We start from the raw sequence: 23,336 nt of genomic DNA, 5'->3' as shown, positions 1-23,336 counted from the left end.
TCTCAAAGATTTTTTTCCTTCAATTAAATTTAGTGATTTTGAAAATGCATTCACTCGTTATAGAGATCGCATTGAATTTACAACAGAGTATGACAAAGAGTTACTACAACTTATAAAAACAATCTGTTTCATATCAGATAGTACTCTCCCTATCGGATTTCCAACGTCACCTATAATTGCAAACTTTGTCGCAAGAGAGCTTGATGAAAAACTGACGAGAAAACTAAACACAATTGATAAACTTAATGCCACTTATACACGATATGCAGATGATATTATTGTATCTACAAATATGAAAGGGGCTAGTAAAATAATTCTAAATTGTTTTAAAAGCGCAATGAATGAAATTGGGCCCGACTTTAAAATAAATATTAAAAAGTTCAAGATCTGTAGTGCTTCGGGTGGCAGTATAGTAGTAACCGGGTTGAAAGTTTGTCATGATTTCCATGTTACATTACATAGGTCAATGAAAGATAAAATAAGATTACATCTTTCTCTTTTATCAAAGGGAGTATTAAAAGATGAAGATTTTAACAAACTTTCAGGTTATATTGCTTATGCAAAAGATATAGACCCTCATTTTTACACTAAGCTGAACAGAAAATACTTTCAAGAAATAAAATGGATTCAAAATCTTCATAATAAAATTGAATAAACCATTGATTTTGAATAAGTTCCTAGCAAGTTTATTGATTGTATTGCGAACAATGTGAGATTGTTAGGGTGATCTACACTCTCACTACTGTGTATAGCAAAGTGTATAATTTATTTTCCCCTCAAAATAAAATCGAATAAAATCAAATAATTACATGGAGTTTAACACTCCTGTGATCTTCCGCCAAAATCAATCTATTTTGCTCCTTCATTTTTCACTTGCCTCTCGAGCATCTTTATTGTAAATCCATCTGAAAAATGTAACCAACTGGCAATTAGGAATATAAAGATCTGGGAACAAGCAATATAGATATTTGGTTTGAAGATCATTCCAAAATAAAAAAACAAGGCTACAATTACAAAAATAAATCTTTTGGCGCTATACCAACTAAAGTTACTATCATTGATTTTTTGTTTGACCTGTGAAATAGAGCGTGAGATTTTTGCTGCATTTTGCCCAAGAATTATTGAAGCAGCAAGACTCCAATCAGAAGTATATATTATGTCACGTAAAGGACCAAAATATATCTTAACCAAAATAAGAATTAAAAAAGGCACACAAATATATAAATACTCAGCTTTCAGATCTGATACGTAACCTTTTTTCTGTAACGCACTAAGCTGGTATTTCGAATTGCTCATCGCTTCCACCCCTAACGATATCCTCGATCTTTATAATCTTCACATTTCTTACTTCTGCTGTTTTTCGTTTATCATAAGGTTTATAAAGATCATAAGTAAACTCTGCCAATAAAGTATCTTTAGGCCCAATAGGAGGTATCAGACCAGATTGATAATTCTTTATCCAATCCTTAACAAGAATTCGTGCAGTAAAAGTTTTATTCATTCTGGAACTCTTAAACGTCCATAATTGCTTACCTTCATTTATTGCGATTTTCACATATAAATAATCTTTTGCGACAACGGTTTCTTTCAACCCTAAGAACATAGTTGAAAGGTCTCCCGCGAATCGCCACTTTGTATTAATGTTTTGTGAATAAGAAGAACCTCCAAACTCGACAATTTCATCCTTAAGTATAAGATTATTAGCTTTTGAGACTGTTCCTAACATATGAGAAAGCGCTTTTCGATCAATATGTGAATCGATTTCATTGCCCAATCCATCATTAATTAATGTTTCTTCAATGTTTGCAGCTAATTGATCGACTTGTTCTTCTGTCTCTGTCTCATCAGTTTCCAGTAATTGCTCAAATAATTTTGAGCCAGCAGAAGCCACTCTATTAATAAAAAAATCATGTACTAGGCCAGGTGACTGAATCAACTTGGCTTTAATGGAAGATATTTGTATATCTTCGAGATGAAATTTAAATTCCTGCTTTACATCAATTGATTTAGCCAAAATTTGTCCAAACTGCTCATACGCAGCAATGTACAAACTCATAGCTTCAAAAAGTTGGCTGGGGTTTGGTCTATCCTTTTTATAGTCTATTTTTATAAAAACATTTGCTTCCATGACGTACCTCGTTGATTGATAGCAAAATTGATTTATTTACAAGCGTTTATCAATTAATGTGATATCAGTCCCACAAGAGCAACAACCCCACAATGCAAGACAATATCGGATCAGAAGTAGTACTTCAATAAAATACTGTGTAAAAATACAGTAATTGATATTATTTGAGAATTTACTTATATAATTTCAATTACTTAAAGGTTTCCAATCGTGCTTTACAAGCCTCTTTAACCCACTTACTAAAATTCCCCTTCCCCGCAGCCTTCTCAATCTGCTCCAAAAGCTCATCCTCGAACCGGATGTTCTTCATAGTGCTTTTGGTACGGTCAAAATTTGGTTTCTTTTTCTCTTGCATGGTAGGTACCACTTCGGTTAATTTATCCGCACGTGGTACCTACCACATGGATTCGGAATTCTGACAACGCCCAGCAGTGTTGGAGCACTAAAGGGCGTCTAACCTCACCAACTATCAAGGAGTTGATTATGGCTGATTCGCATTCTACCCCAGACACCGACCAATCCGGAACCGAGCGTTCGTTAATTGTGGGATACCGCCCGAATGTTTACGACAAATCTACACCAAAAATCATCCTTTCCGGCAAGTGGCTGCGCGCGGCGGGGTTTGATACTGGACAGCAGGTCACGGTAAAGGTCATGAAAGGATGCATCGTTCTGGTGGCGTATAACGAGCAGGAGCAGCGTTTGCAGGATGATTATAAACGGACGAAAGCAAAGCTTATTGAGATAGAGGACGCGCTTGCAGCGATCCAAATTCCACATGCTGGAAAGCGCCTCGCAAAATCAAATACAAACCACCTGGCTTAGCGGCTGTTTCTGGCATACTACCTGCCTGGTGCATTAGATGTGGAGGCGACATGGCAGATAAAGACGTAATCCAATCCCCGGCAGGCGAATTTGTTATGTTTGCCAGTGATGATGGAACGGTTCGCATCACATGTCGCTTTGAACATGAAACACTCTGGCTGTCGCAAGCAGCCATTGCGTCTCTTTACCAGGTCACCCCTCAAGCTATTACTCAGCATATTAAAGCTATTTACGAAGAAGGTGAGCTTGAACAAAAAGCAACTTGTAAGGCTTACTTACAAGTTCAGCAAGAAGGTCAGCGCAAGGTCAATCGCAACACACTTCACTATAGCCTGCCCGTCATTCTCGCCATCGGCTATCGCGTCCGATCCACGCGAGGTACACAGTTCCGCCAGTGGGCCACCCAAACGCTACAAGAATACCTGGTTAAAGGCTTCGTTATGGACGACGAGCGCCTGAAAAATCCGCCTGTGGGATCTTCCGCCGTCCCTGACTATTTCGATGAAATGCTGGAACGCATTCGCGATATACGTGCCAGCGAACGCCGGGTCTATCTTCGCGTGAGGGAGATTTTCGCATTAGCCGCTGACTATCAGCCGTCGCTCAAAGAAACCACGCAATTCTTTCAGACCATCCAGAATAAACTGCATTTTGCCTGCACTGGGCACACCGCTGCTGAGTTGATTCACCAACGTGCGGACGCCACTCAACCGCATATGGGGCTGACCAGCTATAAAGGCGAAGAAGTCCGTAAAAGCGATGTCACCACCGCAAAAAATTATCTGTCTCAGGATGAGGTGAGCGAGCTTAATCGCGTCGTTAATATGTGGCTCGATTTTGCCGAAGATCAGGCCAAACGCCGCAAGCAGGTATTTTTACGAGACTGGCAAACCAAGCTCGATCAGTTCCTGCAATTCAACGACCGGGACGTTTTAGAAGGCGCAGGAAAAATCAGCAAGAAAGCGGCTGATGAAAAGGCGTGCTCAGAATACATTGAATATGAAAAAAAGCAGCGCCTGCTGAAAGAGGCCGAAGGTGAGAAAGATATTGTCGGCTTATTAAAATGGGATAAGCAGGCTAAGCGCTAATCCCGGTATTTCTGCTCAGCTTCATATGCAACAGCGGAAACGGATTCCCCTGCCCGTCCAGCTCCGAGCGCCCGACCTGCTCAAACCCCATATAACGATAAAACGCCACCCCCTGCGGATTCTGCTCGTTCACATCCACTTCATTTACGCCGAATTCTGCAATGGCATATTGCAGCAGCATTTTCCCGATACCCTTCCCCCGGCTCGCATCATCCACAAACAGCATTTCAATGCGATTTTTATCCACGCCCAAAAAGCCGTGAATAATACCCACGTCATCCCGGGCAATCACAACCCTGAGATTAGGCAAATACGCGTTAATCAACAACGGACGCAGCGCCGCGATATCGCTTTCCTGCAAAAAGCGGTGCGTGGCGCGAACGGACGACTCCCAGACTGCGACGAGGCGTTCAAATTGTGAGGGGTGTGCGGCTTCTATTTTCATGATGATATTCCGGTTGAGTAAAGTTTCAGGGCAGCAATGTAATGATATTCAGCTCTGCGACGTACGCCACACCCCAGGCGTACAACCATACTCCGTCTGAAAATGACGAATAAAGTGCGCGCAGTCGCTGAACCCCATCCGCTGTGCAATATCCGTCACGCTCTGCTGTGAGTTCTTCAGCAGCCAGCAAGCATAGCGCAGTCTGGCGCTACGGATAAATTCGCGGGCCGTTTTTCCGAATTCTGCGTGGAACAGTCGGTTGAGCTGGCGTTCACTCAATGCCACTTCTCGCGCAAGCCCGGCGGTGGTAAGCGGCCGGGTCAGGAACTGTTCTATCAGCATGACGGCGCGGCGCAGCCGCGAGTCAGGGATAAGCGCAAGATTGGCCGGACGCGGGGTGGCAATTTCATGCGGGACGAGCGACAAACGCTGGCAGGTGGTGCTGGCGATATCATCCCCGGCATGGGCGCGGATAAGCTCAGTTGCCAGCGTCAGGGTGGAAATACCGCCCGGGCAGGTCAGCACATCGCCATCGTCGATGAAATCATATCCTTGCTCAGCATAAACCTGCGGGAAAGACTGCCGAAATGCATCAAGGTGGAAAGGATGGATGGACGCTCGTCGTTCATTCAGCAGCCCTTCCTGTGCGAGGACAAAACTGCCGGTGCCAATGCCAATGAGCGGAACCCCGGCATGGTGGGCATGTGCCAGATACGCTTTATCCCCCTGATACCCTAAGTCCAGATACTGCAATTCACCGCCGATAACAGCAAGGTAGTTAAAACTGTCCGGCGGCGCATGGGAGGAATCTGGTCTCATGCTAATCCCCGCATTGCTGATAATCGGGATATCAGGAAATTCACTTATCAGGCTGATTTTAAATGCTAATTTATCCTGAGCTTTCGCTGCATAACGCAGCGCCTCCAGCAACCCGGAGACGGCCAGAAGTGAATAACGGGGCCATAATATCAACCCAATATGCAGACACTTTTCCGGTACTGATTTCCCCCCATCGGAGGAGTCAAATACACTTTTCATTTACTTGCCAAATTTAAAATTAATTACATTATCGCAACATGATCTGTCGCACTTTATATTTCTAAGATAATCCTGAAATTTTAAATCAAGCATAAATGAGACGGGAGGAAAATATAATGTTTTTCTCGTTTATATCATTCTTTTTTTGAACCACGACACACATATGTCGGTAATGTTCCTAAGGTAAAGATATAGTTACCATTATGTTGTTCATTGATCCGCATATAAATACTCTTGCCCGGATAGACAAAAAATTGCGGTTCATATTTTTCCAGCCAGCTGTCGTCGACATTATCGTCCGGGAACGTCATATTTTTTTCTGACGTCAGCAAATAGAGATGATCCTGTCTCTCCACCCGAAAGGAAATTTTCCTGTCGATGGTTTTACCCGGATCGCTCTTTGCCCGGCCATTCATGCTCAGGGTGCCGAATTTCCCGTCGAAGGTGTAATTCAGCCAGACCGTCAGCGTCTCATCCGGATGGTGCTGTACCAGATTGGCCTGGCATGAAAAAGGCTGAACGTAAGTTCGGTGCCACAGGTAATAGCCCGTCAGCACGCCTGCCGTGACGAGGCCCGTCACGATGATATACAGCATCTGCCGAAAACGAGTCATGCTAGCTATCCTTCAGGAAATAATCAGATATACAGCGGTTCGGTTCTTTCATTGGCCGGTCGCAGCGAATAACCGACGCACGAGGAAGCAGAGCGTACCAGCTGATGTAAACCCAGGGATATTGCGCGCATTCAGCCTTGAATTGTTCCACATAGGTCAGCGCGGAAGCGCGTTCAGCGTGGGTCTGAATGTCGTTCGCAAGATAAACGCGACAGGCCCCGACGGATGCCGCAAAACGGTAATCCTCAACAAACCGGTTTTCTGTGGCGCTCATATATCCCGTCACGCCTGCCCCGGCCAGGATGATCAACAGCCCCATGACGACAGCCAGCCAGTGCGTGGGCTTTCTGGCAACGGGCGTTGCTGGCTCGGAGGGTGCAGAGACCTCCTCGATCGCTGGCGCCTCCACACATTGTTCCTCTGCGGGTTGAGGCGCGACAGGTGAAGACTCTCTGACGGTTATTTGCGTGTCGCTTGCCAGCGTCAGCCCAATCCGGGGAATGGTAACGATAGGGTCAGTTTCAAAACCAATCTTTTTGAGCCCTTTGCGCAGGATGGAGATGTTCTGGTAATAGGTATTGGAGGAGACAAGCATGCCGCGGCTTTGCCAGACAATATCAAGGAACTCTTGCTGAGTGACAATCGACCCCGCTCTGTCGATTAATAACAACAGGCATCGGCCTGCTGGCGAATTTAACACAACCACACGGTCAGGATTGTTGATATCACGCAACGTGCTGGCCGCAGGATGAAATTCGACGATATTATTTATTATGTAATGCTTATGCATAGGGGCAGTATGAATTCTCCGGTTAACAGATGTTGAACCTGAGTCACCGCATGTATGGGATGACATTCACGTCGGGATTAATGTGACTGATTACCGGCATGCTGTATATCTTCGCCGTTGGCGAAAAATCTTAATTTATATTTCATCCCTTAAGCTTCACTGAACCTGCATAAGAACTCAACGCTTGTAGAATGCGGCGTGCAGAGCCGTTTCATCCGCGATCAATCTCATTATGATGTTTTGTGAAGTGAATTTCCGCTCCACAGAAGTATCTGACTATCGGCAGCATCTCATTTATCAGAACCTCTCCTTTTGGCGCACTCCTCGCCTCTTGACATTGACAAATCTCTACATAAAAAAACATTGTATGCCACGGACATGCGTGTCTGAAATATTCAGCAACCTTAAGCCTTAAGTTTTCTTAACCTGACTCATATCAATAACTTCGATGGTTTTTGTATACTTTTCAGTCACCTTTCTATCAGTTTTTATCGATGATAACATTCGTAAATTGTTATTCCCCGTCAGCAACTTCACACCCGCGCTGACACCAGACGACAAACTCCTTACAAAACATTTATCAAAGCTAAATTTTCATTAAAAATAGCGGCTATCATAATTTACAGAAAGCGAAGCGGAATAAGACCAATCAGAGGGAAGCGTCGTAACCGGTCTCGATCTTAGTAATTAATACAATTTTAGATTAATTCAGATTACCTCTTTATTGGCCGACGTATAGTAGGCCTACACTATGCAATACGTCATTGCTTCGAGAATACTGGCGATAACCTTATAAATAATTCGCCTGATTACTATTATAAATCGAGGAATAACATGACGAACAACAGCCAAATAACACAGCATATTACTGTTGCATTGATGGGCGGCGATCATTATGCAAGAAACGGCATTAAAACGTTATTACGCAGCATCCGCGACGACCTTCACATCATTATCATCGAAGGAGGTTATCAGGAACTGGATAAGACGTTGTCGTCGATTCGTATCGATATCTTATTTATATCCGGCGCAGAGAAATACCATACAGGGTATGACTCACTGAAATATTTAAAAAAAATCAAAGCCACGCATCCTGAGGTGATTATCTGCCTGTACTCAACCTCTGCCCATTCCCTGTTATGGGTCCGGGAAGATATTGATGCCTATATCTCGCTACAGAACACGGTTTATCAGTGGCGGATAAAGCTAGCAAAAATGGTCGATAGCCATTATCGGCCCCAAAAGCAGCCAGCGGCGTTATCGCTGACGCCTGGAGAAAGGAGGGTATTAAAGGAACTCAGGAACGGACTGGATATACGTTACATCGCAGAACTGGAGAAACTTTCTTATCGTCGCGTGAGCGCCTTAAAAAGCTCAGCGATAAGGAAACTCGGGCTCAGGAATAAGACAGATTTGCTGGTCTTTTTAACCAGTTAGACCTGCCGCTTTCAGAGCAAATCTCGTAATAAAAAAACCAAGGAACTATGAAATGAAAGCACGCCTTACTTGCCATTCTCTGCTGGCATTAAGCATTGCCGCCCTGCTGCCAGCGGGCTCAGCACTGGCCGCCACCACCAGCGGCGGCACGGTTAACTTCAGCGGTAAAGTGGTGACCTCCGCCTGTGCCATCAGCGCCGGTAGCGCCAATATCGACGTCGACATGGGTGAAGTACGTACCGCCACGCTGGCTGCCGCAGGCAGTGAAGCCAGTACCGCAAAAGCCTTCTCCATCACGCTGGAAGATTGCGAAATCGCCGATACCTCCGCGTCCACGGAAGATAACCCCATTGCCGCAACGACCGTGGCTATCACCTTCACCGGTACGCCGGACAGTACCGATGTGAATAGCCTGGCCGCGGGCGTAAACGGCGGCGCGGGCTCGGCGCAGCATGTCGCTATCCGTCTTTATGACGAACAGGGCAACGTCGTCAGGCTGGGTGAGCCGGCAGCAGCGATCCCCCTGCGTGCGGGAGCGAACACCCTGAACTTCAGCGCGAAATATTACTCCCCACTGGGCAACGCCACGGCGGGTGATGCCAGTGCGGTCGCCACCTACACCGTGACCTATTCGTAATCTTCAGGCCCGGTCTGCTGGCCGGGTCTGACTCAGCTTTCAGGAGACGCACAATGCGCGTAAACACATGGATTTGTCTGGCTGGCACGTTATGTTCATCCGCCGTGTACGCAGGCGGCGTGGGGTTAGGCGCAACGCGGCTGATCTACACCGGCGCGGCAGCGCAGACGATGATGCAGGTAAGAAATACCCATCCTGATGCTACGTTCCTGATCCAGTCATGGATGGAAGACGAGAAAGGGAGCCGTACCAACGACTTCATCATCACGCCACCGCTGTACGTCATGAAGCCCGCCAGCGAAAGCGCGGTGAAAATCATGTTCAGCGGCAACGCCCTGCCAGAGGATCGCGAAACGCTGTACTGGATGACGGTCAAAGCTATCCCACAGCAGGTTAAAAACGGTTCCGGCAATTCGCTGCAATTCGCCTCTGCCAACCGCATCAAGGTCTTTTATCGCCCGGAGCGGCTCAGGGAAGGCGCAGGGGAGGCATGGAAAAACCTTGCTGGCGCCTACCGCGCGGGCAAGGTCACGCTGACCAACCCAACGCCGTATTACCTCACCACCATTAACGTGAAAATTGATGGCAGGCCGGTGTCGCCCGTCATGGTGCCGCCGAAATCCAGCGTGACGCTGGCAGACACCTTCAGCCATGCGAGCAGCATGAGCTACCAGACGATTAACGATTATGGGGCCTGGACGCCCGTCACCCGCACGTCATTGTCCCAATAATAAAAACAGTAAGGCGTGACCACATGAAAATTAAAATCCTGTGCGCCACGGCGATCGCCCTGGTGATTCGGCAAGCCGTGGCTGCCGAAAGCGAGCTGCAATTTAATCCTGCGTTTCTCAACGGCGAGCGCGCCAACAGCGCCGATCTCGCCTGGGTCAACGCCGGGAGCGCGCTGCCGCCGGGCGAGTACAATCTTAACGTGTATATCAACACCCAGTTCGCGTTCACAGGTAACGTCACGTTTCGCGTCGCTGAAAACACCGCCGGTGAAGCCCTGCCGTGCCTTACGCCTGCGCAATTCGCCGCACTTGGCATCGACAGCCGTCAGGCTAAAGGGGGTGAGCTGCCGCCTGCGCAACGCTGCATTTTTTTAACCCGGTCATTCGCCGATACCCGGTTTGATTTTGACCAGAGGACGCTTACCCTCAACTTCACCGTGCCGCAAAGCGCGATGCGCGCTCTGCCGCGCGGGTACGTCAGCCCGGAGAGCTGGGAGTCCGGCATCCCTGCCGCGTGGCTGAACTATGTGGTCAATGGCGCGAATAATGAATACCGGGGCGAGACGCGCACGCGGGAACAACAGCTGTTTGTGAGCCTGAACAGCGGCGCCAACCTGGGCGCATGGCGGCTGCGTGATTTCACCACGTGGACCAAAGAGAGTAACGAGCTCACCCACGTCCAGACCTGGCTACAGCGGGATATCCGCGCCCTGCGTGCCCAGGTTTACGCCGGTGAAACGTTCACCTCCTCGCAGGTGTTTGACGCCGTTGGCCTGCGTGGGATTGCCCTGAAGACCGATGACAATATGTTGCCCGCTAGCCTGAGCGGTTACGCGCCCGAAGTGCGCGGCATCGCGCGCGGCAATGCCACGGTGACGGTTCGCCAGAACGGTAACATCATCTATCAAACCTCCGTTCCGCCGGGAGCGTTTGTGCTGAAAGATCTCTATCCGACCTCTTCCGGCGGCGATCTCGCGGTTACCATTCAGGAGAGCGACGGCAGCCAGACGCAATACACCCTGCCCTTTGCCAGCGTGCCGAATCTGGTGCGTAACGGTCAGGTCAAATATGCTCTGGGGGCGGGGAAATACCGCCCTGCGGGCGATCAGATCTCGCCCTCCTTCGCGCAGGGCGAGCTGTTCCTGGGCTGGCGATACGGCCTCACGTTTTATGGCGGGGCGCAGTTTTCCGATCGCTACAACGGCCTGGCCTTCGGTATCGGGCAGAATCTCGGCCGCTTTGGCGCCTACTCCCTCGACCTCACCCATGCCCGCAGCCAGCTGGCTGATAATCAGCACTACACCGGTGATTCGGTGCGCCTGCGGTACAGCAAGCTGCTGAACAATATCGGTACACGGGTCAATTTCTTCTCGCTGCGTTACTCAACGGCAGGGTTTTATACCCTCAGCGATACCACTTACAAAGGCATGGCGGGCGGAGCGCCAAAACAGACCGTGGAAGACGATGGCACCATCACCACCCACTACGACACGGTTTACAACCTGCATATGTCGCGTAAGGCAAAAAATCAGCTGCTGTTGTCGCAGCCGATGGGCGAATACGGCGCGCTGTCGCTGTCCTGGGATCAACAAACCTACTGGAATACGTCAAAAACCACGCAAAGTTTGCAGTTCGCGTGGAACGCGACGTTTCGTAACCTGTCGCTTGGCATCAGCGCCCAGCGTAGCTCTGGCCTGTACGACAACAAGAAAGACAATATCCTCGCGTTGTCCCTGTCGGTGCCGCTGGGTAATCCGGCGCTGTCGACCCGTCTCCGTTTTACCGCTACCCATGCGGATCCCGCTGGCACCACCGCCAGTACCGGTGTCAGTGGTTATCTGCCGGGGCAGGAGAATCTTTTCTATAGCGTCAACCAGCGCTACAGCGCGCAGCAGCACTACGGCGGCGATGCCGCGCTGCAATACGAGGGCGCGTGGGGAGACTATAACCTGGGCTACAGCTACGCCGGTGACTCCCGCAACCTCAGCTACGGGATGAGCGGCGGAGCGGTGCTGCATGAGGATGGTCTGACGCTGAGCCAGCCGCTCGGGAACACCAATATCCTCGTGAAAGCTCCGGGCGCCAGCCATGTCGCCGTGCTCAACCACAAGGGCATCAAAACCGACAGCCGGGGCTATGCGGTGATCCCGTACGCCACGCCATATCGCGTTAATCAGGTTGCGCTGGATGTCACCACCGTGGGCAATGACGTGGAACTTGAGAACGCCATCGCCAATAAAATCCCCACCGACGGGGCACTGGTTCGCGCCACCCTCACCACGCGTCAGGGGGCAAAAGCGATGTTTATCGTACGCCACGCTAAAGACGTGCTCCCCTTCGGCACGCTGGTCTCGTCAGAGGATGACAAAGCCAGCGGTATCGTCGGCGATGGCGGCAGCGTGTATCTGACCGGCCTGTCAGCGCAGGGAACATTGCATGCCGTATGGGGACGCGACAGCGCCCAGCGCTGCACGATCCGCTATGCGCTGAACCCGCAGACTTATCACGCCCGCACCGGGCTTTATTCCCAGGAGGTCATATGTCAGTAACCGTCCGGTTCCTCCCCCTGATCCTGCTGATGGTCATCGCCGTTCCCGCACGCGGCTATGACGTGCTGGTTTCCGTGACCGGCAACGTGATCGGCAATACCTGCATTGTCTCGGAAGATTCGAAGGAGCAAAACGTGCCGCTGGGCACCCTCGGCGTGAAGCAATTTAGCGAGGCGGGCGCGGTCAGCAATATCAAAACGCCCTTCACGCTCACCCTTGAAGCGTGCGGCCCCACCTTTGCTGGCGTGAAAATCCGCTTCAGCGGTACGCCGGATGACGAGAACCCGCAGCTTCTGAAAGTCGCTGACGGCGGCGCGACCGGCGTGGCGGTGCAGATTCTGGATAAAGACAGCGTACTTATCCCGCTGGACACCCAAACCGCTGCTTACGGCGCGGCGGGGGATGACAGCGTAAAAATGACCTTCTATGCGCGACTGGCCGCCACGGGTGCGCCGGTCAATGCCGGAGACGTTTCGGCAGTGGCGACCTGGACGACGGAGTATCAATAATGCGTTTACTGTTTTTAGCCCTGTTTTTCATGTCCTCTCAGGCACTTGCCCTCTCCTGGACATCGGATATCACCCTTTCGCCAACCCCCATGTCGTGGTCCGGCCCGGCAGACTCCATCGTGCCTGGAAAGACAATCGGCTCTGAATGGAGCGCCACTGCGAGCGTCGCGGAAGTGTTCTGGTGCGGCCTGGTATTTACCTGCTCCAAAGGGACGCTGGAGCCGAGCAGCAGTATAACCGCCACCGGCATCACGGTTATTCTCGATGGCGCAAATTACATGGTATTTGAAACGGGCGTGCCCGGCATCGGCTTCATTCTTGGGCTTAAAGATTATAACGGCACCACCTATGTCCCGATGCAGACGGGCATTACGCAGAGCTATCCGGCCGATGGGACTAACGGTTACGCCACCGCACTGGGCTGGTCGGCAAAAGTGACGTTTATCAAGACCGGCGTTCCGCTGAAATCCGGCGTATACCAGACCCCGACCATTAACGCGGCGATCCTGACGGCCTATAACAACGAAGTGAAAACCGCGCAGGTGATCATCAACCCCACCACCATCACGGTGACGGCAAGCGGCTGCACGGTAGGCACGAAAAGCGCCAACGTCGACCTGGGCACCATTGATGTTCACACGCTGCCCAGCGTAGGCAGCACCTCGCCGTCGGGGGAGTTTAACGTCAGCCTGACCTGTGATGAGAACGTGGCGGTTAACTCAGTGATGACCGATCAGACCACGCCGTCAAATACCTCGTCGGTCGTCACGCTGACCGGGGACTCCACGGCCTCCGGCATTGGCGTGCAGTTTTTCTATAACGGTACCGGGCCGCTGATGATGGGGCCGGACAGCTCGGCCGCAGGCACGACGGGACAGTTTTTCATTCAGACCACCAGCTCGGCACAAACGCTGTCCCTGCCGTTCCAGGCGCAGTACATCCGAACCGGAGACCTGGTCCCCGGCTCGGCCAACGCCCTGGCAAGCATCACCTTTTCGTATCAGTAGGTTAGTGCTTCACCCACACCAGCTGATCGACCCGGAAGCCCAGACCGCGTGCGGTGTTCAGGTAGTCCTGTTTTACCGCATCCGGAATGGTCGGGGTGCGCGATAAAATCCACAGGTAGTCACGGTTCGGGCCGCTGACCAGCGCGTACTGGTACTTATCGTCCAGCTTGATCACGTTATAGCCGCCGTAGAACGGGCCGAAGAACGATACCTTCAGCGCAGCCGTGGTCGGTTCGCCGGTAAAGTACGCCTTTCCTTCGCTCTCATTCCATTTTTTCTTCACCGGATCGTAGCCGCGGTTCAGTACGCTGATACCGCCATCGCTGCGCTTGCCATACGTCGCGGTGACCTGTTCCAGACCGCGCTCGAAGCGATTTTCCAGTCGGGCGACTTCATACCATTTGCCGAGATAGCGGCTGGCATCAAAGCCGGTAATGGGCTGCACGCCTTTCGGCGGCGTGGGAGATTTACAGGCAACCAGCGTCAGCGCAATGGCGACACCGGTAACGACAGGCCATAGCCTCATGAGAACTCCTTTCATTTACGCGGTTGGACGTTAAGTGTAGCGCACCCGTGCGGCGCTTCATCCCGTCGGGGAATATTCGTAGTATATTGAGACTACTCCTTCTCTTCGGATGCAGACATGGCTTACTCCATCGGCGAATTCGCCAGACTCAGCGGCATCACCGCCACCACGCTGCGGGCGTGGCAGCGACGCTATGGCTTGCTCAAACCCGAGCGTACGGACGGCGGTCACCGCCTGTACAGCGATGAGGACGTTCAGCAGGCGCTGAAAATCCTCGACTGGGTAAAAAAAGGCGTACCCATCGGTCAGGTAAAATCACTGCTGGAACGCCCTGCGCCGCGCCGCGCCAATAACTGGCAAACCCTGCAACAGGCCATGCTGCAAAAGTTGCAGGAGGGGAAAATTGAATCCCTGCGTCAGATGATTTACGACGCCGGACGCGAATACCCAAGGCCAGAGCTGGTCACTAACGTGCTGCGTCCGTTGCGCAGCCAGATTTCAGCCAACGTCGCCGCCGCCATGACGCTGCGTGAGATCCTCGACGGCATCCTCATCGCCTATACCTCGTTTTGCCTTGAGGGCGATAAAAAAGCGCCGGGCGATAACATCCTCATCAGCGGCTGGCATCTGAACGACCCGTGTGAGATCTGGCTTGAAGCTCTGACGCGCACCGGCCAGGGCCACCGCATCGACATACTGCCGGTTCCCCCTGCCGCGCTGGCCCCGGAAATTTTCCCGGACCGCAAATGGCTGCTGGTCACCAGCGGTAAACTTACCGCCGCGCGGAAAAAACAGGTTGCGCAGTGGCAGCAGCAGGTTTCCCTTGAGGTGATTATCCTCTGATTATTTTCTGCTGTGGCAATCTTCACGAAAAGTTGAATATTTTTTCGCGCAGCGAGTGCTAACGTTTTCCTGTCACCGACAACTCAACAGGAAAACACGATGAAAAAGACACTCCCTCTGATGATGCTGGCTGCAATGGCTTTCGCGCCTGCCGCGTTCAGCGCCCCGGCAGGCACCCTGAGCGTTCACGTTCTGGACCAGCAAACCGGTATGCCGCCAGCGGATGTGACCGTCACGCTGGAGAAGCAGGAGCAGGATAAGTGGACCCCGATTGCCAGCGGTAAAACCGACCACGACGGGCGCATCAAATCACTCTATCCGCAGGATCAGGATATGGCGCCTGGCATGTATAAAGTGACCTTCAAAACCGCAGATTACTTCCACGGCAAAAAGCTGGACTCCTTCTTCCCGGAAGTGCCGGTGCTGTTCACCGTCACCCGCACCAATGAAAAACTGCACATCCCGCTTCTGCTCAGCCAGTACGGTTACTCAACCTACAAGGGCAGCTGATTGCTCTTGATTTTAAAGACGATTAAAAAATAACTCCGCCAATACTTGGACAAATACGCATTGTTGTGTAACTTTTAGATATGAGATCGGGAGGTGCACACCATGACAACAAAACCTGTGCTGGGTATTAGCGGATGTTTGACCGGTTCCGCCGTTCGCTTTGACGGCGGGCATAAGCGTATGGGCTTTGTGATGGATGAGCTGGCGCAGTGGGTCGCTTTCCGTCCGGTATGCCCTGAAATGGCTATCGGCCTGCCCACGCCTCGTCCGGCGCTGCGCCTGGTGATGACCACCGGCGGCGAGACAGAAATGCGGTTCAGCAAAGCGCCGCACGATGACGTCACGCAGAAGATGGCCGCATTTACGGCAGATTATCTGCCGAAAATCGGCGATCTGTCGGGTTTTATCGTCTGTGCAAAATCCCCCAGCTGCGGCATGGAGCGCGTGCGGCTGTACGACGAAAACGGCAACCGGGGCCGCAAGGAGGGTGTCGGGCTGTTCACCGCCGCCCTCCTTGAAACTTATCCCTGGCTGCCCGTCGAAGAAGACGGTCGCCTGCACGATCCGGTACTGCGGGAAAACTTTGTTGAGCGCGTTTTCGCTCTCCACGAACTGAACGTAATGCGTAAAAATGGCCTGACGCGCCGTGCCCTGCTGGACTTTCACAGCCGCTATAAGCTTCAGCTTCTGGCGCACCATCAGGCAGGCTACCGTGAAATTGGCCCGTTCGTGGCATCACTGCACGAGTGGGACGATCTGGACGCGTTTTTCGTGGCCTATCGCGACAAGCTGATGACCATCCTGAAAAAACCCGCTTCGCGGAAGAATCACACTAACGTGCTGATGCACATTCAGGGCTATTTCCGTAACCAGCTGAACAGCCGCCAGCGCGGAGAACTGCGTGATGTGATCCTGCATTACCGGGACGGGCTGCTGCCGATCCTCGCGCCGCTGACGCTGCTTAAGCATTATCTGGCTGAATACCCTGACCGGTATCTGATGACGCAAAACTACTTTGATCCCTATCCTGATGATTTGGGTCTGCGTCTGGCCGTTACCTGATAAGAAAGAAGCGAAGGCCCCATTGACCCACAGAGGCCCAAAGCTGTACCCCGTTTAGACGACACCCTCACTGTCGTCTTTTTTTTGCGCTCAGCGTAAAATACTGTAATTCTGTACAGGTTAAGCGTGCACAGCGGAGTACCCCGATGATCAAAAATTTGCATATTCAGAACTACCGCTCAATTCGCGATATGTCGCTTGAGCTGGAACAGCTCAACATCGTGTTCGGCCCCAACGGCACCGGAAAATCCAATATTTATAAAGCGATTTACCTGATGCACAGCGCGGCGCAGGGGCAATTCTCCCAGGCGCTGGCAAACGAGGGCGGCATTTTGAAGGTGTTCTGGGCGGGCAAAACCCGCAGCGACCAGCTGCGGCGCATGAACCTGGCGGTGGAAACGGAAACCTATGAATATGAGCTTCAGGTCGGGTTCGTGGAAAAGCTGCCCTACCCCTCACAGTTTCAGCTCGACCCGGTGATCAAAGAGGAATCTATCTGGCTGAGCGGCCAGCACCGTCGTCCGTCGTCACAGCTGATGAAGCGTAAGAACCAGGCCGTATTCCTCAACAACGTGCATCACGAAAAAGTGACCCACAGCGGTACGCTGTATGAGAACGAGTCGGTGTTCGGGCAGCTCGGTGAACCGCACCTCTACCCCGAAGTATCGCAGATGCGCGAGTCCCTGCGTAACTGGCGGTTTTATCATGAGTTTTCCGTTTCGTCCGGCTCGGCGATCCGTGCGCCGCAGGTGGGTTTCCGCTCCCCGGTGCTGGCCAGCGACGGCGCGAACCTGGCCGCCGCGTTTCAGACCATTGTCGAAATTGGCGACGAGCTGCTGCTGATGCGCATCCTCGACCAGGCCTTCCCCGGCTGCGTGTTTTACAGCGACAACACCGGCGGGCGCTTCCGCATGATGATGCAGCGCGAGGGGCTGAGCAGGCCGCTGGAACCGGCAGAGTTCTCCGACGGCACGCTGCGTTTTCTGTGCCTGGCGGTGGCGCTGTTAAGCCCGCGCCCTCCCGCATTCATCGCCCTCAACGAACCGGAAAACAGCCTGCATCCGCAGATGCTGCCCGCCCTGGCAAGCCTTATTGCCGAGGCCAGCCGCTATTCGCAGATCTGGCTCACCAGCCACTCGCCGGAGCTGGCGCAGTTGATTGAGAAGCACCGATCGTTTTCGCTGTATCAGCTGTCGATGGCGGAGGGGGAGACGAGGATGGAGAGGCTGGGGTAAGTCTATGTTTCTTACATTCATTTTAGCCAATCACCATCTCATGGTCGCCATCAACGACGAAGATGATTTCCGTCGGTATATACCTTCGGCGAATTCTGCGCTCGCGACAGATTATCCAATTTATTGTTGCCAGTTTCTGATGCCAGGATAATCTGTAAACGTTGGTTATCAGATGAGAAAATTAAAATGGATATTGCACTTTTCCCTGGTCAGAACGCCCGTGCATGGGCTGAAACAATGATAAATCTTGAAGCCCGCAAGCTCATCAATACTGCGAATATTGTCGGAGGGCAACATCTCAGCGACGGACTCGCACGGATTAAATTTATGGATGATATTCGGCAGTTTGTGATGCAACAATTTAGTGCTACCCGGGCGGCCAGAAGTGATGAGGAGTGCATGGAATGCCTGAAAAACATCCGAGCTGAGAACGAAAGTCTTCTTGAGCAAAGCAGAATGCTTCGCTCCCATACAGCTCAGCTTTTTGCTCAGATTGAACTGGTTAAAGAAAATAACAAAGTCGTCGGTTACGTTATCTCATCGATTAAGGTTGTGCTTTCAGGGTTACAGATTGTTGCAGGTGTTGGTGCAATGATGACAATGAATCCAGTGGGTGCGCTTGCAGGAGCGATTCTGGTTATTGATGGTGCAAATGCCATTTCAAAAGAAATTAACAGAACGCTTCAACATCAACCAAACTCCGAAGGTATGCTGGCAGATGGCGTCATGGATATCGCTCAGTTTATGGGATTTAAACGTGAATCAGCACTGGGAGTATTCAACAGCGTAAGCCTGGCAGCAAGCGTCTATACGGTATTTGGCGCCATCCGGAAACCCGAATCATGGCGTCTGTTTCGCTATCTCCCGCTGGATTTCTACCGCAAGGTCGACGGAATGAATCGCGCAGCGCTCACTATGAAAATTGTCGGCTGGGGTGTCTCTGCAAAAGTCTCGTTTGATTTAATTTCTAATGCGTCTGGACAGAACTAATGTATTTCTTTCTGAAGCGCCAGGCTTTGTAGGTAATGATCGGGGGTTGAAAAAACCAGGCAATAATCAATACGATGAAAAGAGAAATGCCTCCGGAAACAATATTATAATGTTCAGCGAAAAAAAGAAGCGCCAGGAAAATCAGGGCCACAGCCGCAGTAATACACAGAACCATGATAAATCGCTTACCTAACTCAAGCACCACCTCGAGCAGGGATGAACCATAACGGCTAATGTTTCGGTTCAGGTACGCTAATTCTTTTACGGTGAAACCTGATTCAAGTAACTGCGTTTCAATATTGCTCATGCCACTACCTTTTCTTCTGGAAAGTAACGTGGATTATCTTAACCGGAAGAGAAGTGCTTGTAACCCGTCTGATGCATACCCATTGCCGCCAGCTTTAAAGGCAAAGAAGCCGCCCACGTCTTTTTATTCCATCGCGCCAGCATTATTTTTCGCTGCAAACGGCTTAACGCGAAACGTCTTGCGCCACTCCGCCGGGCTGACGCCAAAGCGCGCCTTAAACTGCTGCCGATACGTCACCGCTGATAAAAACCCCACCTGCCCGGCGACATTTTCGATTGGCAGGTTGCCGGACTCCAGCAGGATCTGGCTGCGCCGCAGGCGCTCGGCGGTAAGCCAGTCGGCAACGCTCATGCCCGTCGCCTTGATAAAATGGCGGGTCAGCGTGCGCCGGCTCATCGACACCACTTCCGCAAGAGAGTCCAGGTTATGCGGTTCGGAAATATGCTGCTGAAGGTAGTCAATCAGACAGTTAATCCGCCCATCACGGGTATCTTTCGGCACAGGTTGCGCAATAAACTGCGCCTGCCCGCCCTCTCGGTGCGGCGGGACGATCATCCGGCGGGCAATCTGATTGGCGACGACGCTGCCAAAGCGCTGGCGGATGATATACAAACAGCAGTCGAGCGCGGCGGCGGTACCCGCCGAGGTAATCATATTGCCGTCATCCACGTAGAGGGCGTTGATATCCAGTCGGACGTCCGGAAATAGCGACTGGAACTGGCGTTCAAACTCCCAGTGGGTGGCGGCCCGTTTGCCGCTGAGTATGCCCGCATAGCCCAGCACAAACGATCCCAGACACAGCCCAACAATTTCCGCCCCGTTGTCTCTGGCCTGAACCAGGCTGTCGAGCAGCGTCTGAGGCGGGCGCTCCAGAACGTGCTGCCAGTAGGGTACAACCACAATTTCAGCCGATGCGATCGCGGAAAAATCCTGCGTCGCATGCAGGGTAAAACCGTCTGTCGAGTTCAGGAATCCCGGTTTTTCAGCGCAGATCGTGACGTTAAAGCGCTTTTCCCCGGATACCGTGTCGCCAAAGAGGATGCAGGGGACGGAGTAGTGGAACGGGCTAAACCCGTCCACCGCGACAATGGCAACGTTAATAAGCGGCATCTGTCTCTCCTGTCCCCTTTAACAGTCAGAATATAACAGTTTCGCCGTCCTGGGGAATGCTCACCGCGTCACCTGCCTCGTTGGCATCAACATACTCGCGCAGCGCGCGGCGGGTCAGCAGGCAGTGGTTGAGAGCTTCCATATGGGTCGCCACGATTTTCGCCTGCGGCAGCAGGAAATGCACGTTAAGCAGATCTTCTTCCCCCATGATAATCGGCCCAAACCCAATGACATGAGCGTAACCGGCGTTGAGCACGACGATATCCGGCTGGTGCTTTTGCAGATCGGCCGCCACCGCATCGCGCCAGATGGTATCCCCTGCGATATAAAGCGTCTTCTCATCGGGATGCCGGAACACCACGCCGCAGGCTTCCCCCAGAAACTCTGCCAGCTCCGGCACGGCGTAAGCGCGGTCAGTACCGTGCTGGCCGCCGTGGGTTTTCACTATCCGGATATCGCCGTACGTTGTTTCCCCGGTCATGATCGTCAGGTTGGTAAATCCCTGGCTGCGCAGCAGCGCGGCATCACTATCATTTTGCACGTAGATCGGCTTGCCTTTGGCGATCAGCTCAACGGCGTACTGATCCCAGTGATCGGCATGGGTATGGGTGACGATCACCGCGTCAGCATCCAGAAGCGTTTGAACGTCAACGGGAAGCTCGACCATCGGGTTGCGAATATCAGCCCGCGCCGTGCCGGGAAAACCCGGATAAGTGCCTTTTGGCGCCAGCATTGGGTCGATTAAAAAGCGTTTTCCCGCGTAAGTGATCAGCTGGGTGGCATTGCGAATTTGCGTAATTTTCATGGGCTATCCTCCGGTTGGTATGAGAAGGAGAATAGCCCCAGGGTGCCGTTAAGAATGTGGGCTAAAGGGCGATGATCGATGAAATCGGGTCAATCGATAAACCGCTTGCGCACCCTTTCCAGCGGCGCAATCAGCAGATTGATAAGCGGCTTACGATCGATAACGATATCGGCGTTCACCGTCATTCCGCCCATCAGCATGCGCTTTTTCTTGTCCGGGTCGGTAAACCAGGAGGGGACGCGCACTTTAGCCAGGTAGTAGTTCTGCCCTTCCTGGAGCGGGATCAGCGCCGAATGGGCATCAATGTTTACCTCATAGAAATCGGACAGCGTTGCCTCCACGGAACCGTATTTGTCTACGGGCCAGGAGTCGAAGCGCAGCTTGACCTTATCGCCTTTCGCCACGCGCCCCACCCCCGTTGCCGGAACATACAGGTATCCCTCCATCGTCGCCGCGGTATTTTTACGGATCACTACCACCACCTCGCTGTTTTGCGTAATGGCCCGGCCAGGCGGGAAGTTAATCGCCACCACGTAACCATCGGAAGGGGCCAGCATCGCCATGGTGGAACTTCCCCGGCTGGACAGGTTGCGCTCGATTTCGCTGATGCGGTTTTTCACGTACAGCTGCTCTTCGCTCAGAGAGTCAATTTGCGACTGGGTGCTGTCGGTCAGGCTGGTTTTTCGTGCCTCAAGCTCAAGAATAGTGCTCTCCTCCAGCGTCAGGTTGAGCTGCGCATTGAGCACATCGTTGTGGCTTTTATCGAGATCCACTCTGGAGACATAGCCCTTCCCGGAGACGGATTTCCACGCCTCGTAGGTGTCGGTGCTGTTTTTTAACAGCGCGCGCAGCTTCTTCACCTTATCGCGGGAAACGGCGATCTGCTTGTCGGTGAGAGCCAGCTGCTGCGCCAGATTTTTGCGATACGACGCAATCGAATCCTCAATGGCCTGGATGCGCTGCTCGCTGCGCTTCTTCTCCGCTTCCATCTGCTGGCGGTCAAACTGCACCACCGAGCCCTGCTTGCCGCCATAGTCCTGCGACACGGTGAACAGCGGATCGTTTTCCTTCACGTACTGGCCCGGCCGCACGGCAAAATCCACAAGCGTACCGGACTCTCTGGCGCGGACTTCCACATCGCCCTGCGCCGGGATCAGCACCCCGCGTGCCAGCGTGGTTTCCGAAAAGTTAAAGACAATCGCAAAGACCAGCAGGCAGAGAAAAAAGGCGATGAACAAGGTCAGCACGGCTTTCAGCCGTGGCGCGTTGATGTGATAGCTTTTTGAGAAGTGATGCGGGATCAGCGCCCGCCGCTGTCGGCTTCGGTTTTTTAATTTCACGATATGTCATCCATGATAAATCACTGAAAGATCGTCCCATGCACTCCAGAGCGTGGGGGTTTTGCGCAGCGCGTTCAGCGTGTCGGCGGCGGCCTGGCGGTAATCCTCTGGCGCATACGCCTGACTCTCCAGCCCAAACTCCGCCGCGTGCAGCGAACAGATCGGCAGCAGCGTTCGGACGCTGTAGCCATAGCGCGATAAAAACCGCGTTGAGACGTCCGTTAACCACGCCTTTTGATCCCCTGCCTGGGTGGAGAACAGCGGCGCATCCGGCAGGCGTTCGTCCATCAGCAGCACCGTCACCAGGCGGTGAGGGGCGAAAAACGAGCTGGCGCGTCGGCCTTCGTGCGCGGCCATCAGCTTATGCAGCGCAGGGTGACGGGTAATAAACTGAAAGCGCACATCGGCTGGCGCGGTGGCGAGCAGCGCATCCACGATCAGACCAAAGCCCGCCCAGCGCATGCCCAGAAGCAGGGTGCGCGGCGAGCGGTAAAATGCCTGCTCCTGCGTCCACTGCGCCACGTACCCGTGCAGATCGAAACGAACGTTGCGCGCCCAAAGCGCGGGCGGAAAGATCTGCTCCACGAAGTTAAACCCGCTCAGCTCATGGGCGTTCTGATGCAGAAAATCAGCCGGGACATCGGCCTCCGGGCAGCGCATAAACTGGCTGTAGTTTTGCGTGATCCGGTTTGCCAGCAGCGTGCGTCCGGCCTGGCGCGCGCAGAGGCGAGCATAGAGACGCGGCAGAAACATCATGGCGCATTCTCCCGCAGGGTGCCGTTTTCCATGGTATAGAGACGCCCCTGGCAG

27 protein-coding genes are annotated in these 23,336 nt (G+C 52.3%); 14 read left to right on the top strand and 13 right to left on the bottom strand.

Annotated features, from left to right (window positions below; all coding sequences use genetic code 11):
* Positions 1-655: reverse transcriptase domain-containing protein (locus ACNQ0W_RS22550; protein ID WP_417933256.1), on the top strand; the 655-nt coding region annotated here is incomplete at its 5' end.
* A 194-nt stretch (positions 656-849) separates the two neighbouring features.
* On the opposite strand, the gene ACNQ0W_RS22545 is transcribed toward ACNQ0W_RS22550, so the two are convergent.
* The 3 genes from ACNQ0W_RS22545 to ACNQ0W_RS22535 all read right to left on the bottom strand — a co-directional run bounded on the left by ACNQ0W_RS22545 (position 850) and on the right by ACNQ0W_RS22535 (position 2,483).
* Complete coding sequence (locus tag ACNQ0W_RS22545) at positions 850-1,296, bottom strand: hypothetical protein (RefSeq protein ID WP_032645954.1); 447 nt, start codon at positions 1,294-1,296, stop codon at positions 850-852.
* Positions 1,271-2,128, bottom strand: a complete 858-nt coding sequence (locus tag ACNQ0W_RS22540) for a hypothetical protein (RefSeq protein WP_022650137.1) — start codon at positions 2,126-2,128, stop codon at positions 1,271-1,273. The genes ACNQ0W_RS22545 and ACNQ0W_RS22540 overlap by 26 nt, the downstream gene beginning before the upstream one ends.
* A 190-nt stretch (positions 2,129-2,318) precedes the next feature.
* Positions 2,319-2,483, bottom strand: a complete 165-nt coding sequence (locus tag ACNQ0W_RS22535) for a YlcI/YnfO family protein (RefSeq protein ID WP_003860931.1) — start codon at positions 2,481-2,483, stop codon at positions 2,319-2,321.
* Between the two features lie 128 nt (positions 2,484-2,611).
* Between ACNQ0W_RS22535 and ACNQ0W_RS22530 the strand changes: the two genes are divergently transcribed.
* Positions 2,612-2,953 (top strand): SymE family type I addiction module toxin, encoded by a 342-nt coding sequence (locus ACNQ0W_RS22530; protein WP_006812446.1) that lies wholly within the window; start codon positions 2,612-2,614, stop codon positions 2,951-2,953.
* 50 nt (positions 2,954-3,003) lie between these two features.
* Positions 3,004-4,041, top strand: a complete 1,038-nt coding sequence (locus tag ACNQ0W_RS22525; protein WP_047354964.1) for a virulence RhuM family protein — start codon at positions 3,004-3,006, stop codon at positions 4,039-4,041.
* Here the strand turns inward: ACNQ0W_RS22525 and ACNQ0W_RS22520 are convergent.
* The 4 genes from ACNQ0W_RS22520 to ACNQ0W_RS22505 form a co-directional block, all read right to left on the bottom strand.
* A complete protein-coding gene (locus ACNQ0W_RS22520; RefSeq protein WP_062933111.1) occupies positions 4,031-4,486 on the bottom strand; it encodes a GNAT family N-acetyltransferase in 456 nt (151 codons plus the stop codon). The genes ACNQ0W_RS22525 and ACNQ0W_RS22520 overlap by 11 nt on opposite strands.
* A 48-nt stretch (positions 4,487-4,534) precedes the next feature.
* On the bottom strand, positions 4,535-5,416 hold the full coding sequence (locus ACNQ0W_RS22515) for a GlxA family transcriptional regulator (RefSeq protein WP_047050719.1): 882 nt from the start codon (positions 5,414-5,416) through the stop codon (positions 4,535-4,537).
* Positions 5,417-5,658: 242 nt separating this feature from the next.
* Positions 5,659-6,138, bottom strand: coding sequence for a hypothetical protein (locus tag ACNQ0W_RS22510; RefSeq protein WP_017693981.1), 480 nt, complete (start codon positions 6,136-6,138; stop codon positions 5,659-5,661).
* A gap of 1 nt (position 6,139) precedes the next feature.
* Positions 6,140-6,928, bottom strand: a complete 789-nt coding sequence (locus ACNQ0W_RS22505) for a winged helix-turn-helix domain-containing protein (protein WP_062933110.1) — start codon at positions 6,926-6,928, stop codon at positions 6,140-6,142.
* An 834-nt stretch (positions 6,929-7,762) separates the two neighbouring features.
* Here ACNQ0W_RS22505 and ACNQ0W_RS22500 point away from each other — a divergent pair.
* The 6 genes from ACNQ0W_RS22500 to ACNQ0W_RS22475 are packed head-to-tail and all read left to right on the top strand — an operon-like array spanning position 7,763 to position 13,798.
* The gene (locus ACNQ0W_RS22500; protein ID WP_047050717.1) at positions 7,763-8,365 is read left to right on the top strand and encodes a helix-turn-helix domain-containing protein; all 603 of its coding nucleotides are present in this window, start codon (positions 7,763-7,765) and stop codon (positions 8,363-8,365) included.
* A gap of 52 nt (positions 8,366-8,417) precedes the next feature.
* On the top strand, positions 8,418-9,002 hold the full coding sequence (locus ACNQ0W_RS22495; RefSeq protein WP_023299002.1) for a fimbrial protein: 585 nt from the start codon (positions 8,418-8,420) through the stop codon (positions 9,000-9,002).
* Positions 9,003-9,055: 53 nt separating this feature from the next.
* Positions 9,056-9,733: a molecular chaperone gene (locus ACNQ0W_RS22490; protein WP_062933109.1), complete on the top strand. Its 678-nt coding sequence runs from the start codon at positions 9,056-9,058 to the stop codon at positions 9,731-9,733.
* Positions 9,734-9,756: 23 nt separating this feature from the next.
* The gene (locus ACNQ0W_RS22485) at positions 9,757-12,282 is read left to right on the top strand and encodes a fimbria/pilus outer membrane usher protein (protein WP_062933108.1); all 2,526 of its coding nucleotides are present in this window, start codon (positions 9,757-9,759) and stop codon (positions 12,280-12,282) included.
* The gene (locus tag ACNQ0W_RS22480; RefSeq protein WP_062933107.1) at positions 12,273-12,791 is read left to right on the top strand and encodes a fimbrial protein; all 519 of its coding nucleotides are present in this window, start codon (positions 12,273-12,275) and stop codon (positions 12,789-12,791) included. Before ACNQ0W_RS22485 ends, ACNQ0W_RS22480 begins: the two co-directional genes overlap by 10 nt.
* Positions 12,791-13,798, top strand: a complete 1,008-nt coding sequence (locus tag ACNQ0W_RS22475) for a fimbrial protein (protein WP_062933106.1) — start codon at positions 12,791-12,793, stop codon at positions 13,796-13,798. Before ACNQ0W_RS22480 ends, ACNQ0W_RS22475 begins: the two co-directional genes overlap by 1 nt.
* A 1-nt stretch (position 13,799) precedes the next feature.
* On the opposite strand, the gene ACNQ0W_RS22470 is transcribed toward ACNQ0W_RS22475, so the two are convergent.
* Positions 13,800-14,324, bottom strand: a complete 525-nt coding sequence (locus ACNQ0W_RS22470) for a lipocalin family protein (RefSeq protein ID WP_047050709.1) — start codon at positions 14,322-14,324, stop codon at positions 13,800-13,802.
* A 117-nt stretch (positions 14,325-14,441) separates the two neighbouring features.
* On the opposite strand from ACNQ0W_RS22470, the gene ACNQ0W_RS22465 reads away from it, so the two are divergent.
* The 5 genes from ACNQ0W_RS22465 (at position 14,442) to ACNQ0W_RS22445 (ending at position 18,964) form a co-directional block, all read left to right on the top strand.
* Complete coding sequence (locus ACNQ0W_RS22465; protein WP_017383646.1) at positions 14,442-15,167, top strand: MerR family transcriptional regulator; 726 nt, start codon at positions 14,442-14,444, stop codon at positions 15,165-15,167.
* 99 nt (positions 15,168-15,266) lie between these two features.
* The gene (gene uraH / locus ACNQ0W_RS22460; RefSeq protein ID WP_062933105.1) at positions 15,267-15,677 is read left to right on the top strand and encodes a hydroxyisourate hydrolase; all 411 of its coding nucleotides are present in this window, start codon (positions 15,267-15,269) and stop codon (positions 15,675-15,677) included.
* 102 nt (positions 15,678-15,779) lie between these two features.
* Positions 15,780-16,739 (top strand): YbgA family protein, encoded by a 960-nt coding sequence (locus tag ACNQ0W_RS22455; protein ID WP_062933104.1) that lies wholly within the window; start codon positions 15,780-15,782, stop codon positions 16,737-16,739.
* A gap of 146 nt (positions 16,740-16,885) precedes the next feature.
* A complete protein-coding gene (locus ACNQ0W_RS22450) occupies positions 16,886-17,974 on the top strand; it encodes an AAA family ATPase (protein ID WP_047050706.1) in 1,089 nt (362 codons plus the stop codon).
* Between the two features lie 186 nt (positions 17,975-18,160).
* A complete protein-coding gene (locus ACNQ0W_RS22445) occupies positions 18,161-18,964 on the top strand; it encodes a DUF4225 domain-containing protein (RefSeq protein WP_062933103.1) in 804 nt (267 codons plus the stop codon).
* On the opposite strand, the gene ACNQ0W_RS22440 is transcribed toward ACNQ0W_RS22445, so the two are convergent.
* The 5 genes from ACNQ0W_RS22440 to ACNQ0W_RS22420 form a co-directional block, all read right to left on the bottom strand.
* Complete coding sequence (locus ACNQ0W_RS22440; protein WP_062933102.1) at positions 18,942-19,271, bottom strand: hypothetical protein; 330 nt, start codon at positions 19,269-19,271, stop codon at positions 18,942-18,944. The two genes, ACNQ0W_RS22445 and ACNQ0W_RS22440, sit on opposite strands and share 23 nt — an antisense overlap.
* Positions 19,272-19,394: 123 nt before the next feature.
* Positions 19,395-20,381, bottom strand: a complete 987-nt coding sequence (locus tag ACNQ0W_RS22435) for a GlxA family transcriptional regulator (protein ID WP_062933101.1) — start codon at positions 20,379-20,381, stop codon at positions 19,395-19,397.
* A gap of 25 nt (positions 20,382-20,406) precedes the next feature.
* Positions 20,407-21,186, bottom strand: a complete 780-nt coding sequence (locus ACNQ0W_RS22430) for an MBL fold metallo-hydrolase (protein WP_062933100.1) — start codon at positions 21,184-21,186, stop codon at positions 20,407-20,409.
* Positions 21,187-21,275: 89 nt separating this feature from the next.
* Positions 21,276-22,526, bottom strand: a complete 1,251-nt coding sequence (locus ACNQ0W_RS22425; protein WP_062933099.1) for an HlyD family secretion protein — start codon at positions 22,524-22,526, stop codon at positions 21,276-21,278.
* Between the two features lie 6 nt (positions 22,527-22,532).
* Positions 22,533-23,282 carry a hypothetical protein gene (locus ACNQ0W_RS22420; protein ID WP_062933098.1) on the bottom strand — a complete coding sequence of 250 codons (750 nt, stop codon included), beginning with the start codon at positions 23,280-23,282 and terminating at the stop codon, positions 22,533-22,535.
* Positions 23,283-23,336 lie beyond the last annotated feature (54 nt).

Origin of the sequence: Enterobacter cloacae complex sp. 6730903 (genome assembly GCF_048283985.1) — a bacterium.
In the GTDB taxonomy this organism is placed as follows: Bacteria; Pseudomonadota; Gammaproteobacteria; order Enterobacterales; family Enterobacteriaceae; genus Enterobacter; species Enterobacter hormaechei_C.
This window is presented reverse-complemented; position numbering and strand designations above follow the sequence as displayed.